Below are 16,326 nucleotides of genomic sequence, written 5' to 3' on the forward strand. Positions count from 1 at the left end.
GGCCATGCCATAACGGATCCCCCGCCGCCGGGCGCCAGGCCCGTCATTGCCGACGCCGCGGTTTTAACGGGCTACTGGGCCGTGGTGTCCAGTATGCCCGGCGCCGACGGCGGCGAATTCTCGAAAATCATTTTCTGCGGCGTAGACAGCACGATGCCGGCGGCGCGCATGCGTTTAAGCATGTCAAACAACAGATCGCTTTTGGTGCCCGCCACGATACGCGGACTGCTGACGAACCCGGTTACGCTTAGCGTAATACCGCTGGGGCCAAGCTGGCTGAAGGTCACCGAGGGCGCGGGCGTATCCTGGATGGACTCATGATCGCGGTAGGTCTCAAGCAACAGATTACGCACCTGCTCCGGGTCGATATCCAACGGGAACGTCAGGGCGATGGTCGCCACGCCCTGGGCGTTGCCCATGGTGGCGTTACGCACGTTCTGGGAAATGAACTGTGAATTCGGCACGATAACGGTAGACCTGTCGCCCAGCTGGATTTCGGTGGCGCGCACGTTAATACGCCGGATGTCCCCCTCGACGCCGCTGATGGTGATCAAATCGCCTACTTTTACCGGGCGCTCAATCAGCAGGATAATGCCGGAAATAAAATTCTTCACGATTTCCTGCAAGCCGAAACCGATGCCCACCGACAGGGCGCTGACGATCCACGCCAGGTTGTTCCACTGGATGCCCAGCGTCGACAGCGTCAGCAGGGCGATCAGCACATACCCGATATTGCTGAACAGGATCACCAGCGAAGCGCGCATGCCGGGTTCCATCATGGTCTGCGGCAGGAAATCCTTATCCAGCCATCGCCTGGCCGAGCGCAGCACATAGATGCCGATGGCCAGGAAAATCAACGCGTTCATCACATGCGCCGGGACGATATTCAGCTTCTCCAGCCCCTTGCCGCCCCACATATCGATGGCCTTGTTCAGCAACGCCAGCGGGGTGGTGGAACCAAAGGTGCCGTTAAGCAACGCCACCGCGGCAAACAGGATCAGCACCGTTTTACCGATGGCCGACAACAGCGTGGAGGCCTGGGCCAGGTGGCGGTCGTCAAGGCCGAGGGAGTGTTTAATACGCTGGCCGACCAGGGTGGCAGGGGAAAACAGGCTATCGGACAGATCCACCACCAGGTGGATCAGCAGATAAAGGCAGGACAGGATAATGCCCACCCACACCAGCTCATATGTCAGGAACCGCGCCAGGGCGATATAGCCGATCAGCAGGGAAACAAGGATGGCGATGGCGGTGACGGTAATGCACAAGTGAATCAGCCCGGCCAGCGTCCTGCGCGCTTCCGGCTCCCCGCCTTCGGCCAGAAGCTTGCGCCGGGTACGGTTGGTGCGCAGCGGCGCGTAGCCTGCGGTCAGCGCCACCAGCAGCGCCGAAATGCCGTTGCCGAAAATCGTGGTGGCGACGCTGGTGCCGACCAGGTTATTCATCTGCTCCACCGCGCCGAACACCAGAATAAACGACGCCAGCATCGGCGGCAGCGAACGCATCGCCATGGCCACCGGATCGGCGATGGCCATCAGCCGCCACGAGGGGCGCTTGATGGAGAGCAATCCGCGGCCGAGCCCGGCAATCAACGCCGAAAACAGGGTGAGCTTAAAGATTTCGATGATAAAATCCGTCACCAGCTGCGAGACATCGGGATGGCGGAGAAACAGCAGCAAAATCAGCTGCGCCCCCAGCCCGACGCTGAATACGGTCACCAGAGCCGTGGCGCAGGCCAGGAAACTGCGCCGCAGGCGCCCTTCCGGCAGGATATTGATACAGAACCACGCCGTCAGCTTGTCCAATAACCGACTGGCCAACGCCCAGACGGCCAGCGCCATGATCAGCAGCGCGGCCGAGCCAAAGCGCCACTCGGGCTCCCAGGCCGCAAGCCAGGCCTCTTTTAACTGTTCTCCGAAATTGTCCAGACGCCGCTTGTCTTCCGGCGCGGTATTGAACAACGGCGACCAGAAGCTACCCGACAGGATGCTGCCCGAGTTCAGCGCCATCTGCGTGCGCAGCGCATTGCGGCGGATATCGACGATTTGCACTGATAAATTGGTGGCGCCGGTACTGATGGCCTTGGCATGTTCGAGCTGTCCGTCGATAAGCGTTTTGCTTTTATTCAGAGCATTGCGTTGCTGGGCGACCACGCTGGTCTCGGGCATCGCCCCCTCGGCGGGCGGCGGCCCCAGGATATCGAGCTGAGCCTGGACCTGGGCCCGATCCGGCTGGATGGCGGCCACCAGCGCGTCGGCGTCGGCGGCTAATTGCAGCGTCTCATCGTTCAGCGCGCTCAGCTGATTGTCATTGGTGGCGGCTGAGACGCGTTGCTTGATGCTGTCCAACTGCTTTTGCAGTTTGGGCAATTCCACGCTGGCCACCAGTTTCGGCGCGGCGGGGGCGGCGCCGGCCGGTGCGGGATCGGCGGCAAAGACAACATTGATGGGGGAAAAACCCGCCGCGATGATAAACACCATCAGGACGCAACGGTGCAAACATGTCCGAAAGAAAAAGTTATACATAGAGTAAATGATTCCGAAAATCAACGATGCCGTGGCCGCTACGCCGGTTGTTGTGCATGCGACGCTCACAGATAACTGCCGGTACTGATTATTATCTGCCGTCGTCCGCCGCTAGGCCGATAACGGTTTAATATTGTATGGCATTTTATTTGCCCACTAATATTACACTGAATACCATCAAGCGTGTTGCCGTCAGCGGAGGAAACTTGCACGATGGCTGCCGGTAACGGGGGCGTTGCCGACGGTATCGTAGGGCAAATCACGGGTAAACGCGTTAAGACTTCTCTTGAACACGCCGGCGCCGGCAGGTGATAAGAATGCGTTAACGGCAAGGCGCGCGAAGGAAGGGATCGGCCGCCTATTCGTTTACCGCCGGATGAAATGCCGACTACGCTTAAGGAACCTGAACGTTAACCACCGCACGAGAAGTCGTTCACACGCCCGATGGCGTGCGCCTCTTCTGCGTAGTCACCGGCGGCTGTCCCCGAGCGTTAGAGCGCCAAGGCCACGGCCGCCTGATGGATGCCGATATTAGTACTTTATGACTAAACAAACGGAACTGAAAAAAATCAAACGGGTGGCTCTGCTGTTATTGGCCGTGGCCGCGGGCATATTTGTCGCGACGCTGTTTATACCGCCCGGCTTTTGGCGCGATGGAATCAAAGCCGTCGCCGAGGCGGCAATGGTCGGCGCCATGGCCGATTGGTTTGCCGTCGTAGCGCTGTTCAGGCGGGTGCCGATTCCGTTCATCGCCGCCCACACCGCCATTATTCCGCGCAATAAAAACAAAATTGCCGATAACCTGGCGCTGTTCGTCCGGGAAAAATTCCTCAATACGTCGTCCCTTGCCGGCCTTATCAGGAAACACGATCCGGCGCAGACCATTGCCGGCTGGCTGACCGACCCCGCCAACGCCGATCGTCTGGGCGGCCAAATCCTGCAGCTGATGCGCGGCTTTCTCGACTTTACCGATGACCGGCGCATCCAGGGTTTTATCCGCCGCGCCCTGGACGCTGTGATTGATAAAATCGACCTGTCCGTTTCCGTCGGCGCCATCCTGGACAGCCTGACCAAAGACGGCCGGCATCAGGATTTGCTGGACGCGGGGCTGCGCCAACTGGTTAAACTGCTGAACAAATCTTCCACCCGCACGCTTATCGCCGATCAGATTATCCAATGGCTTAAACGTGAGCATCCGCTGAAAGAAAAGGTTTTGCCGACGGAATGGCTTGGCGAACACAGCGCCACGGCGGTGGCCAACGCGGTGAACGCCTGGCTGGATGAAATTGGCCGCGATCGCGGCCATGAGCTGCGCGGGCGGTTCGATCGGCTGGCGCAAAAATTGATCGAGCGGCTAAAACACGACCCCGCTACTGCCCGCCGGGCGGAGGAAATCAAACATTACTTGAAAAACGATGAGGTGTTGAATACCTATATCAGCGGCCTGTGGGGTGATGTGCGCGGCTGGCTGAAAGACGATCTGGATCGGCCGGACTCGGTATTGCATGGCAAGGTGACCGACGCCGGCCTCTGGATGGGCCGGACGCTGGCGGAGGATGCCAACCTGCGCGCTTCGTTAAACCAGCATCTGGAACAGGCGGCCCTGCGCATGGCGCCCGACTTCTCGGCCTTCCTGACCCAACATATCAGCGATACGGTAAAAAGCTGGGACGCGCGCGATATGTCGCGGCAAATAGAACTGAACATCGGCAAGGATCTGCAGTTTATTCGCATCAACGGCACGCTGGTGGGGGGATTTATCGGCCTGGTGTTGTACCTGCTGTCGCAATTACCGGCTGTGCCGGCCATGCTGCGCCTATGGTTGCAATAACAATAAACAACGGCATTTTTTTGCGTTCGTTAGCAAGCGCTTTTTTATCACAAATACATTAACGAAAAATCCACTGTCCTTTCTTAATTAACATGCTCCAATATGCCTTATATAGCACGCCATAATATTATGGCGCCCCGCTTACTTTTCCCGTCGGCAAGCTGCACAGATGCCTATAAATCACTGGAGATACTATGTTAAATACAACTATCAGCCAATATAATTGCTTTTTAACAAAAGAATCCAACGTCGCTGTCGCCGGTCATGCCAACTCATCAACAATTAATAATTACTATCAAAAAATTAACAACGTTCAGAACCAACATTATACTAATCTGCCTTCAAAGCAGCGCGAATGCGTATCTAAACCACATAACGGCATTGACACTGAAGAAACAGCTGAACAAAAATTAAAAGCGGATCGGTTATACGCCTGCGTGGCTTTATTTAAAAAACATCCCGAAAGCGTATCCACGGCGACAACCGGAAAAAATATTACCATCACCATTGCCGATCAATCCCTTAGCATACCGACCCGCAAGATTGTCTTGCCAGGCGGCTATGGTGTTTATATCGCGGAAATGGACGGGCGGTGGCTGCTTTCCGATGGGGAGATCTATCATATTGACGATCTTGCCGGTCCGCCCCGCACCTGGATGGACAATTTGGTCAATCTGCTGGAGCATCTCGCGGGCGTGGTCAGCGGCTATTACGCGAGCCGGATTTTCCAGGCGCAACCCCGGGGCACACCGGGGCCGCAACAAGCAAAAATCGCCGCATCGGGGCACCGGCCCAACGCGCAAGCACGCGATATCGGTCCTTCCCCGCTGCGTGCCTCCGGCATATTAACCACCCTATGGCAATCCCGTCATAGGTTCTTTCTACCCACATTGTTACCTGGCGCCGGCGCGGCAGCGGTAGATGACATTGAGCGGCGGCATGACCACGCCTTGCCCTTGTTTTCCGATCCGCCGATAACAGAAAACGACGATAATGGAAAAAATCATATCTGTGAAACAAACTTACATATCGCTAATCATGCAGCCAAAGAATTATATACGGAAATTAAACAGCAATATATCCCATTGGCGAAAGGTAAAATTTACTCGCTAGAATGGATGTACGATCTCAATATTTTTTTATACGACAAAATAACTGAACTATTTAACGATATTTCATACCTTAACAATATAGTGCAGTTTACTGATATTATAATGATCAAAAAATATATCGAAAACAATATTGAAGATTGTATTAAATCGTCGGCCAAAATAACAAAATATGAAAATTCCAGCAGAAACTATTTCAAAGAGCAGAGGATGGTGGCCGATTTTTATCCTCAGATTAGCCACCACATTGAAGAGGCGTTGGGAAAAATCAATTTCAAACTTTTGCGTGAATTGATAGATTTTAAAAATGGCATTTCGTATGCCGATGCCAAAAAAAACCTGCTGCAACTGATTAAAGAATCATCATTAGACGACGTTGAGATGTATAGAGAACAATATACAATGCTTATTTTAATGCAAGAAGCGCAGCATAAATACGAAAGATCATTATTTAGTGATTCAATCCCAACAATAGACAGACTCATCTATTACAATTCCCGGGAAATATATATTGACATGCTCGAGGAACAGCCCAAAAACCTCAAGCGGATTCTTATTAAGCGTTTTTTTTATTATATTTTCGAGTATAGCAGGAACAATGGCCTAAGCATTCAGGGCAATTATCTTTTTATTCCAGGAGAGCTGACTGAATACAGAAATCTTTTTGACCAGCCGGTCCCACCGTTAAGCGAAGAGGAAATAGCCGAGCTGGTGGCAAAGCAGATCGTGGATTTTATCCACGGCAGTGATAAATATCATCCCCATATCGACCGGTTGCTGCGTGACATCGCTTTTTATCGTACCCGCCTAGCTACTCACAACGCAGGCCAACGCTGGCAGGATGAAAGTTTGCTACCCTACCAAGAGACATTACATTGCCTTGAGAAAAGCGCGGCCACCAATCTTGCGCGTATGGACGATCCTGCCTATGCGCATAATCCTCAATGGATTAATACATTATTCGATCAAATTAAATATGACAAGGAATGCATTTTATTGTTGAGTTTCCTTGAAAAGCTGCAAAGCTCCTTAATAATTATAGTCGACGAGCATCAGCACGAACAAGTGTTGTTAGGCAGTAACACGGATGAGCAACGGCTGGCGGAAGCAAAAATCATGGCGATGATAATGGCCTTCCCCGGCGACGCCAGCAACAAATCAAAGCAGGACATACTCAACCAATACTTCCACCGCGTTACTATGGGCGATATTGAACTGCTTTTGAGAGCGTCAATCTACTGGTACATGGATTATCATCGCGTCCGGCCGGATCAGTTAAGCGAACTCAATTCATTATTTATCATCAAGCAATTTCAAGAGGCAAAAAAAATGGTCGCGCTTGATTTCGAGTCGCGATCCGTTGAAAATTTTAAAAAAATATTTGAGTTGAAACCCTCGAGTGAATTTGATTCAGCCAGGGATTTTTATAACCAATTTATCCATTATAAAGCTTATTCCCTACAACAGGAAGCACGGCAATTTACATATAAAATTCTTTCCCGTTCGCAATTAGATTATTTGGATATGATCTATCCCCCCAAGGAAGTACATACTTTTAAAATCTATTCTAGGAATTACGTCCAGAATTCATTATCTCCCAATACTGATATCTTCGCGCCAAATAATAACTTTGGCACTTTTTCCCTGATTAAAACTTACAGTCATAAACTCATTATGGCATGCACTCTTTTTAGCGCTCCATTTATCAAAGAGATATCGATATCTCCTGAGAATGTCATACTTAGTTTTATTCGGGCTGAACATAAAAAAACCAATTTCGACCTTAACTGGCTTAATCGCCGGAAAATATCTATAACAACAGATGATTTATTAGAGCTTTTTAATATTCATTTTGACAACTCTACGTTGCGTATGTCGCCATTGAGTCTTTTCCTGATTGAACCAGAAGAAAACATTGCCAGCATGCCCACACCGGATTATGTTCTGGTGGCGGGAAAAGAAAAAGATGGATATAAGACGCTGATGGAAATAGTGGACTACTGGAATACGCAAATGCTAAAGGAGATAACAGATCAGTTAAAAATTTCGCTACGAGAAAGAAAATGGTGGCAAGAGTTGCTGGCGTTAATACCCTTTTATGAAATCTTGTGGAAGGAATGGCATGACGCTGACAACCAGCCCAATGGCATAGAAATCATATTCGATACTTTTGATCTGGCTTTTATGCTCGCGCAATTAACCGGTAGTGCGGCCAAAGGAACCGGGATATTATACAAACGTTTATTTAACATTGCTAATATCGATAACCTGCCCGTTAAGCAGCTGAATAGGGCTATTTCAAAAATACTGGTTGAAGAATTACCCAGTATTGCAAGAAAAAGCTCAGGATCTATTGTTAGCAGCCTTATCGGTTATCTAAATCCGTTGCCGATACATTCCATATTCTCAAGGCAGGTAAAGCATCACTTATCTAAAAATATGGCCACGGTAATTTCATGGATGAGCAATTTTATTCTAAATAATATGGAGCAAAGAATGACTAATTTTATTCTTTGGTCCGCTAAAATTGATAAAAATTTGCTCTCTCAAAAAAACAACGATGGCACATTTATCCTTGATCAGGGACAGGGGACCACGCAGAAATTTATCGAGATTGACGATTATTTCTTTCAGGTTATTTGGGATGCCGCGATAAAATCCTGGCGTGTCGTTAAACCGACCGAGGTTATAAATTTCAATTACGCCATCCCTATGTATAAAAACGACAAAGGCAAATGGAGTGCCACCTATTTTTTGGATAATGACCGCTTCCCTATATACATGCGCTCCGGCCGTCGAACCCGGCATATAAATAAAGAAATTGATATTTTTACCATGGAACCATTACGCGCCATACAATTTACGAAAGACCATTACCGGGACAATAAATGGATGTACATTTACATGTTAGAAATCATGGTAAATGACTACACCACCCATATGAAAAATTTATTTGACCAAAACAGCGACATAAGTAATATGTTAACCGACTTTGTAGATTGTCTTGCCGACGAGCATAAATTCCGTGAGGTCTTTACGCAGGGATCCGGTGAGGAAAACATTATGCTGCGCCACTTTGTAACCGGTTTAGCACTGGATGGGGGAGTGGGCGTCGCCTACCGCATGCAGCGCTTATGGCAGAATGAGCACGATCGTTTGCCGGTAGATCATATTGTTTTAGTCTTAAAGATAAATGGGAATAATTATATTGTTGATATGACCTACCTTCGTCCGTACGGAGCCGGGCTCATTGAAGACCGGCAGGTTTTTAATGAACCCGAATGGGCATATCTGATTAAAAAAACCATCAGCAACGATTACCCTCTGATAAAATACAAAGATTTCAGTAAAATTAAATCGGCTATCGCCTTTCCCTATCGTGAGGCGGAACATCCGGGAAAATACGTCAAAGGCGCGTTCTTGCTGCGTGAACCTATATGGTATAAAACCGCAGGGATTAAATATTATTATCGCTATGTCAAGGAAAAATTACCTGCTGAGTATGATGACACCCCTTCCGTTTTGTCGGCAGCGCGTAACATGACCGCTGAATATGATCGTATTGATCGAACAGATGAAAATCATCATATGAAAGTGACCTTTCCTTTTCTCATTTTGAAAGAGGCTAAACTTCTCAGCGCCCAGGAAACGGAAGATATGCAGCAAAAAACCACGCGGGCATTAGGTCAAAATTATCCCAGCCAGAGCTACATGTCAGCCGGTGTCGAACTGCTAGAAATCGATGATTTGTTAAAAATAAAGCCGGGAAAATTGCTCGCGGTATTCTATGATGATTTATATTTAAGCCATTTATTACTCAGCGTCGGCGATGGCCGCTTTGCAGGCGTAGGCAATAATTTATTTAACCCGCTGTTCGAGACCGGGCCTTCGATTATCCTGGCCGAAGAAATGGGTACTTTTTCCGAAGGCAAGCTCACGATAAGAAACACGTCCGAACAATATACCCTGATCGCAGGTAATCTTTTTAACACGCCGCCTGATGAACCCGTTATGTCGGACAGGCTGGCGTTTCAGAAGATTGTTAACACCACTATGTATGGTGAAGAGGCCATCGCAGAATTTCCTGTGGCCGCAAGGGAAAAAACGCTGACCCAAAATACCTGGACGCTGGCGGCTTCGGCTGATAATCCCGCGGTGCTGACGCTTAAAATGGAGGCTGTCCCACAAAATATTTATCCCTCCCGCCCCCGCGAAATGGCGCACATTATCCGCGGTCTGGTTTATGCCAACAGCAAGCTGCCCGACCTCGCGCAGGTACGATATATGGAATTAATCACCCTCTTTGATGGATTTGCGCCTCATTCCCAGCGGGGACAGGTGCTGGCTAATGATCTCAGGCTCAACATCCAGCTGGGCCCCTATCTGGCGACAGATAACATCAGGCAACGGCAGCCCCATTGGTTTACCCGCTTTTCACCTTCTACCGTCGAACCGGGTGAAGCATTGCCAGCGCCGGTAACGCACAGGCATGGCGCTGCTGAACATCGCCGGGGCTATGCAAAAACCAGGCGCCTGGCTGATATGGTGGAAATGCTTATTACCATCAGAAAATCACTCAATAACGCCCGCATCAAACGAAACGTCACTTTTTTACCCGATATTTTGAGTGATTTAGCGCGACTTATCATTCGCGATATGAATTTCTATGATTTTACCGGCCTCTACCGGCAGCAGTTGGATAAAGAGTCTGAAGAAAAAATTTATCATATTCTCAGGGAGTACCAGGACTATATTGCGGAAGCGGACGAATATTACCTGCAGTGTTTTTTCGATATCCTTTTTTCCGTCAAGAATTTCCGCCGTCTTACCGAATTGATTTATCCCATGCCCATAACTACCGCGAACCATACGTTGCCATTATGGCCCTACAGCTGATGAACATCACCGCCGCGATCCGTCGCGGCGGTAACAGGATGGATGCCAGGCCATAAGCGCCTTGAGATACTACCGGTTGTGCGGTTTTAATAAGTCTTCCAGGCCGATGCGGCGGAACAGTTCGGCGCGCACCCGGTCCGCCATGCCATTGACCACCTCGCAACCGTCCCCGGACGGGTCGATATGCACCCGGAACGGCCGGGTGCCGAAGGGCATATCCACGACCCGGACGATGGCCCTGGCCACCTCGGCGACATCGGCATTCGCCGGCTCCAGCGAAGACAACCCCTTCAGGCTCTGCTCCGCCAGCCCGGTGTAGGGCCCCTGATCGTATTCCGCGGCGCGCTGCGCATCGGCCGGCGCCCCGGCATGAGCGAAGTGATGGGTGCCGCGGGTAAACGCTCCCGGCACGATAATGCTGGTTTCTATTCCCCAGCGACTCAGTTCCGCGGCATAAGAGACGGCCAGTGAATCCATCGCCGCCTTGGCGGCGAAGTAAGGAGACAGGTAGGGCGGCGTGCCTCCCCTGGCGCTGCTGGACGACACCCATACCACCAATCCCCTGCCCTGCTTGCGCAACTGCGGCAAGGCGGCGCGGTTTACGCGCTGGGTGCTGAGCACGTTGATATCGTACAGTTGGGCAAATTGTTCCGGGGTAAACGCCTCCGCCGGGCCGAACGACATATGACCGGCATTATGGATCACCACATCCAGCCTGCCGCATTCCCTGATAATGCCGGCAGTGGCGGCCTGCACCGATGCGTCGGACACGACGTCCAGCTCCACAGGGCGCAGATCGACGCCCTGTTCGGCGGCATAGCGCCGGGCTTCAGCCGCCTGCGGCGCGTTGCGCCCGGCGGTTTCACGCATGCCGGCGTAAACGGTATGTCCGGCTGCGGCCAGCGCCCGTGCGGTCAGGGCGCCAAAGCCGCTGGAGGCGCCGGTTATCACGATCACGTGTTTCATGGCCAAACCTCTTTTCAAGATGAAATGAATCGACTGAAAAGGCGTTAGATCAGCCCGCCGTTGGCGCGCAGCACCTGGCCATTGATCCAGGCACCGTCGGCACCCACCAGGAACGCCACCACGGCGGCAATATCCTCCGGCGTGCCCAGGCGTTCCAGCGGCGCCATTTTGGCCATGCGGTCAACCACTTCCTGCGGTTTGCCTTTTAAAAACAAGTCGGTTCCCGTTGGTCCGGGAGCGACGGCATTGACGTTGATCGCGCGGCCGCGCAGTTCCTTAGCCAGGATGGCGGTCAGGGTTTCCACTGCCGCCTTGGTGGCGGCGTAGACGCCGTAGGTTTCAAGCCGCAGGCCGACGACGCTGGTGGAAAAATTGACGATGCTGCCGCCAGTGCGCAGGCGCCGCGCCGCTTCCCGCAATCCGTTAAAAGTGCCTTTCAGGTTGATGGCGATCTGGCGATCAAACAGCGCGTCGTCGCTGTCCGCCAGGGTGCTCAGGTTCATGATGCCGGCATTATTGACCAGGATATCCACCCCGCCGAACGCCTCTTCCGCCCGATCAAACAAGGTGGTAAAAGTCGCCGGGTCGCTGACGTCGCCCTGGGCGCTGAGGGCATGGCCGCCAGCCTGCGCGATCTGGCTGACCAGCGCGTCGGCCTCTTGCTGCTGGCGCGAATAATTAACGATAACGGTATAACCGTCATGGGCCAGGCGCCGGGCGATGGCGGCGCCGATGCCTCTTGAGGCGCCGGTAATGATGGCGACGCGCGATGTAGCGTTATTCATGCTGTTCTCCTGTCGGGTTGCCGGCCATACCCTGTCGGGGCCGGTGAAAACAGCATGGACCTTTTTCTTTTCCGGATAATCCCCTATTATTCGTCATCACTATCCGAAAATGAGAAACAATGCCTTGGACAGATACGATGCCATGCGGGTATTTACCCGGGTGGTTGAACAGCGCAGTTTTACGCTGGCGGCGCGGGATTTGGTCATTCCGCGTTCCACCGCCACCGACGCCGTCAAGCAGTTGGAGAACCGGCTGCAGGTAAGGCTGCTGCATCGTACCACGCGTCAGGTAAGCCCGACGCTGGATGGCGAGGCGTATTACCAGCGCTGCCTGCTGATCCTGGCGGCGGTGGAGGATGCGGAGACCGCCTTTAGCGGCGCCCGGCCGAAGGGATTATTGCGGGTAGACGTACACGGCACCCTGGCACGCCATTTCCTACTGCCCGGCCTGCCCGGCTTTCTGGCGCGGTATCCGGAAATCGAGTTTTTCATGAGCGAGGGCGACCGGCTGGTGGATCTGGTGCGCGAGGGCATGGATTGCGTATTGCGGGTCGGCAACCTGAAAGACAGCGATATGGTGGCGCGGCGTCTCGGCGCGCTGGCACAAATCACCTGCGCTTCGCCTGATTATATTCAGCGTTTCGGCCTGCCGGCTTCGCCGGCGGATCTGGCAGACCACAGGATGGTCGGTTTCCGCTCGTCCGCCACCGGTACCCTTATGCCGTTGGAATTCATGATCGATGGCACCCTGCACACCCGCACGCTGCAGGCCACGGTCTCGGTTACCGGCGCGGAGAGCCTGGTGGCGGCGGCGCGGCTGGGCATGGGGATAATCCAGGTGCCGCGCTACCATGTGGCCGGCGATTTGGCCAGCGGCGCCCTGTTGTCGCTGCTGGCGGATTATCCCGCCGCGCCGATTCCGGTTGCGGTGCTCTATCCGCATAATCGCCAGCTAGCACCCCGGGTGCGGGTATTTATAGACTGGCTGGGCCAGGAGTTCACCAACCGCAATGTCTGAGCGCGGGCGGTATCGCCTTAACCGGGCGTGAACTCAATCCAAATGGCTTGATGCTGTTTCAGATAGGAGGCCGGCGGCGGAGAAATGGCGACCGGGACAATTTGTTTTTCGATAAAGGCGCACAACGCCTTATCACCGGAAAACGACTTTTCCGGGCGCGTACCGCTGAAATCCAGTTTCACCGAGCAGGTCCTGCCGGCGAACTGACCGAATTCCTGATGCCAGATACAGCTCATCATGGCGGAGGCGGTATGGGCAAGATAGGTGCTTAATTCATCATCCATCCCGGCGTCCAGATAGGCCTGCCTGGTGGATTGATAATAATCCATTTCCGCGCCCGCATCCGGTTTGCCGCAAAGGGCCGGCGCGCTCGCAGCCCTTTGCGATAGCGCCGGCGCCTCGCGGTGCGGCGCCGGCGCGCAGGCGCTTAGTACGGCGCACAGCGCCGCCATAGAGAAGCTTTTATTGATGTCCATATCTCTACCTTAGGCTGAGCGAGGGCGCCCGGATGACGGTGAACCCATGAATCCGGCAATCATAGCAGCGATTTACGCTGCGGTCAGCGGCAAATTATGGATCCGGCCGGCGGGTGATGCCGGGTTTACTTTCCCGCGCCGCCGGCCTGAAAACATCCGCGCCGCTAACCGGGAAATGTCAGACCCGGCGCCAATGGCTCGGGCAGGGTCAATTGCTCGCTTTCCAGCGACGCCATGGGCCAGGCGCAATAATCCGCCGCGTAAAAAGCGCTGGGCCGGTGGTTGCCGGATGCGCCGATGCCGCCGAAAGGCGCGCTGCTGGCCGCACCGGTCAGCGGTTTATTCCAATTGACGATGCCGGCGCGGGCCTCAAGCAATAGCCGGTCGAAATGATGGCGATGGGGTGATATCAATCCCATGGCCAGCCCGAAACGGGTATTGTTGGCAATATGCAGGGCCTGGTCAAAATCGTCATAGCGGATAACGCTTAACAGCGGGCCAAAGTATTCTTCATCCGGGGCGTCAGGCACCGCGGTGATATCGATAATGCCCGGCGTCAGCAGGCTGCTTTCCGCCCGCGGCTGAGTCAGGGCCAGCAAGGCTTTGCCGCCCGCGGCCAGCAGTTGTTCCTGCGCCACGATAAGACTGGCCGCCGCCTGCAGGCTTATCACCCCGCCCATAAACGGCGGCGGTTGGCTATCCCAGGCGCCGATTCGCAAGGCGGCGCTTACCTTTACCAGCCGGCCGAGCAGGGCATCCCCCGCCGCACCGCGCCTGACCAGCAGACGGCGGGCGCAGGTACAGCGCTGGCCTGCGGAGATAAACGCCGAGTGGATAATAACATTTACCGCCGCGTCCACGTCGTCCGCCTGTTCAACAATCAGGGCGTTGTTACCGCCCATTTCCAGCGCCAGCATTTTTTCCGGCCGGCCGGCCAATTGCCGGTGCAGTTGATAGCCGGTATGGGCGCTGCCGGTAAACAAGAGCCCGTCGGTCTCAGAAGATTGAGCCAGGGCCATGCCGGTTTGCCGGCCGCCCTGCACCAGGTTGATAACCCCCGGGGGCAGTCCGGCTTCTTGCCACAAACGCAAGGTCAGTTCGGCGGTCATCGGCGTCAGTTCGCTGGGTTTAAACACCAGGGTATTGCCCGCCAGCAGCGCGGGCACGATATGGCCGTTGGGTAAATGCCCCGGAAAGTTATACGGGCCGAATACCGCCAGCACGCCGTGCGGCCGGTGGCGCAAGCTGGTCTGGCCGTCGCCCTGCGCCGCGACGCTTTCTGCGGTGCGGGCGTGGTAAGCCGTCAGGGAAATAGCCACCTTATTGATCATGGCCTGCACTTCGGTCTGGCTTTCCCACAGCGGCTTGCTGGTCTCGCGGGAAATGACGCTCGCCAGCTCGGTTTTATGCTGGGCAAGCAAACCGGCGAATGCCTGCAGCAGCTCGACGCGTCCTGACAACGGCCGCCTGGCCCAGGCGGGAAACGCAGCGCGCGCGGCCCGACATGCCTCGTCGACCTGAAGCGCATTCGCTTCGTTACCCTGCCATAAAAGCGCGCCGCTGACAGGGCAAAGCTTGGTAAAAGGATCGCCTTTGCCGCTGCGCCAGCTGCCGTTGATAAAATGGGTCATCACAATCTCTCCATGGCGAAAATTGACTCCCAGCGCCGGTACGCCGGGCGGTAAACACCGGTGGTATGGGTCAGATTGCCCACTACTATTCCATAAAACAGGCCGCGGGAATGGGATAACCCACCCTCATTTTATTAATATCCCTATTAGAAATATTAATAACAAGCCGGGCCCCCCAATGCAATACAGCCTGGAACGGCGTTTCCGGTAAGAGGATCAAAAAGCAGGCCGCCATGGGCGCGCCGAACGGCGCAGCTAGAAAAACGCACGATGCGTGTAGCTCGATTCGGCATTGCCTACCTTTGTTAATGACTTAACATTCTTGTTAATATATTGACGTTCATTAGGCCATATTATCCCGCTGGCCAAAATATTGCGATAGGCCTCGTTCATACTGATTTTTTCGCTATCAAGCAGCAAAGTCTGGCCGACATAAAGATCTTCAGGCAAAGCGGTAATATTGGTACCCTGGATGTTCAGATAACCCCCTACGCACAGATTACTCGGTAACGTTCTTATCGGCGTATTTTCAAGATCCAATCCGCCGTCAACCTCGAAATTGTCCGGCAGCTCGCTCAACTGCGAATTTTCCAGGAAGATACTTCCGCCAACGTGCAGGTCCTGCGGTAATCGCTTGATCGGCGTGTTTTTCAAGTCCAGGTCATCAAACACCTGTAACCCCTCGGGAAGATATTCAATGTCGCAATATCTCATAATAAGCGAATTAACAATTATCAATTTTTGCGGAATATGCCTGATTCCCGTATGGGTTAAATTCAAGGCGCCAAAAATTATTGTATTTCCATCAGGCTTCCTAATGAACTCAACATGACTATCAAAAAGGAACTCATAGAAGCAGGGGCTGAATTTACACATGCGTCTTCTCCTGCACCGGCAAATGTATAGTGTTATGTTGTTAAAATAGCTGCGTATTAAAACATATTTATTATCGAGTAGAAAGTACTCTACCACGTGGATTAGTGGACAGCGGCTAATTGTGATATACCAGTGATTAACAACGGGGCACATTGTGGCATAAAGCCCGGTATTGTCATGGCGCTGGCAGATTACGTTAAATCTTACCTGAAC

Annotated in this window: 9 protein-coding genes; 3 read left to right on the forward strand and 6 right to left on the reverse strand. The window is 53.2% G+C overall.

Features of this window, described 5'->3' with window-relative positions; translation table 11 throughout:
• Positions 1 to 71 precede the first annotated feature (71 nt).
• Entirely contained in the window at positions 72 to 2,525 is a 2,454-nt protein-coding gene (locus ABUK12_RS13405; RefSeq protein ID WP_410012319.1) for a DUF3772 domain-containing protein, read from the reverse strand.
• 541 nt (positions 2,526 to 3,066) lie between these two features.
• Between ABUK12_RS13405 and ABUK12_RS13410 the strand changes: the two genes are divergently transcribed.
• Positions 3,067 to 4,356: a DUF445 domain-containing protein gene (locus ABUK12_RS13410; protein WP_410012320.1), complete on the forward strand. Its 1,290-nt coding sequence runs from the start codon at positions 3,067 to 3,069 to the stop codon at positions 4,354 to 4,356.
• 194 nt (positions 4,357 to 4,550) lie between these two features.
• A complete protein-coding gene (locus tag ABUK12_RS13415) occupies positions 4,551 to 10,361 on the forward strand; it encodes a hypothetical protein (protein WP_410012322.1) in 5,811 nt (1,936 codons plus the stop codon).
• Positions 10,362 to 10,430: 69 nt separating this feature from the next.
• Here ABUK12_RS13415 and ABUK12_RS13420 read toward each other — a convergent pair whose 3' ends face one another.
• Positions 10,431 to 11,327, reverse strand: a complete 897-nt coding sequence (locus tag ABUK12_RS13420; RefSeq protein WP_410012323.1) for an SDR family oxidoreductase — start codon at positions 11,325 to 11,327, stop codon at positions 10,431 to 10,433.
• A 44-nt stretch (positions 11,328 to 11,371) separates the two neighbouring features.
• Entirely contained in the window at positions 11,372 to 12,112 is a 741-nt protein-coding gene (locus ABUK12_RS13425; protein WP_410012324.1) for an SDR family oxidoreductase, read from the reverse strand.
• 124 nt (positions 12,113 to 12,236) lie between these two features.
• On the opposite strand from ABUK12_RS13425, the gene ABUK12_RS13430 reads away from it, so the two are divergent.
• On the forward strand, positions 12,237 to 13,130 hold the full coding sequence (locus ABUK12_RS13430; protein ID WP_410012326.1) for a LysR family transcriptional regulator: 894 nt from the start codon (positions 12,237 to 12,239) through the stop codon (positions 13,128 to 13,130).
• A 17-nt stretch (positions 13,131 to 13,147) separates the two neighbouring features.
• On the opposite strand, the gene ABUK12_RS13435 is transcribed toward ABUK12_RS13430, so the two are convergent.
• The 3 genes from ABUK12_RS13435 to ABUK12_RS13445 all read right to left on the reverse strand — a co-directional run bounded on the left by ABUK12_RS13435 (position 13,148) and on the right by ABUK12_RS13445 (position 16,113).
• Positions 13,148 to 13,606: a hypothetical protein gene (locus ABUK12_RS13435; RefSeq protein WP_410012327.1), complete on the reverse strand. Its 459-nt coding sequence runs from the start codon at positions 13,604 to 13,606 to the stop codon at positions 13,148 to 13,150.
• A 164-nt stretch (positions 13,607 to 13,770) separates the two neighbouring features.
• Entirely contained in the window at positions 13,771 to 15,237 is a 1,467-nt protein-coding gene (astD, locus tag ABUK12_RS13440) for a succinylglutamate-semialdehyde dehydrogenase (protein ID WP_410012328.1), read from the reverse strand.
• Positions 15,238 to 15,492: 255 nt separating this feature from the next.
• Entirely contained in the window at positions 15,493 to 16,113 is a 621-nt protein-coding gene (locus tag ABUK12_RS13445) for a hypothetical protein (RefSeq protein ID WP_410012329.1), read from the reverse strand.
• Positions 16,114 to 16,326 lie beyond the last annotated feature (213 nt).

The sequence above is a fragment of the Sodalis sp. C49 genome, from assembly GCF_046352915.1.
Classification (GTDB): Bacteria; Pseudomonadota; Gammaproteobacteria; order Enterobacterales; family Enterobacteriaceae; genus Acerihabitans.

Coding starts and splice junctions, on each gene's coding strand:
- ABUK12_RS13405 (WP_410012319.1), bottom strand. CDS start 2,525: ATGTATAACTTTTTCTTTCGGACATGTTTGCACCGTTGCGTCCTGATG.
- ABUK12_RS13410 (WP_410012320.1), top strand. CDS start 3,067: ATGACTAAACAAACGGAACTGAAAAAAATCAAACGGGTGGCTCTGCTG.
- ABUK12_RS13415 (WP_410012322.1), top strand. CDS start 4,551: ATGTTAAATACAACTATCAGCCAATATAATTGCTTTTTAACAAAAGAA.
- ABUK12_RS13420 (WP_410012323.1), bottom strand. CDS start 11,327: ATGAAACACGTGATCGTGATAACCGGCGCCTCCAGCGGCTTTGGCGCC.
- ABUK12_RS13425 (WP_410012324.1), bottom strand. CDS start 12,112: ATGAATAACGCTACATCGCGCGTCGCCATCATTACCGGCGCCTCAAGA.
- ABUK12_RS13435 (WP_410012327.1), bottom strand. CDS start 13,606: ATGGACATCAATAAAAGCTTCTCTATGGCGGCGCTGTGCGCCGTACTA.
- astD (WP_410012328.1), bottom strand. CDS start 15,237: ATGACCCATTTTATCAACGGCAGCTGGCGCAGCGGCAAAGGCGATCCT.
- ABUK12_RS13445 (WP_410012329.1), bottom strand. CDS start 16,113: ATGTGTAAATTCAGCCCCTGCTTCTATGAGTTCCTTTTTGATAGTCAT.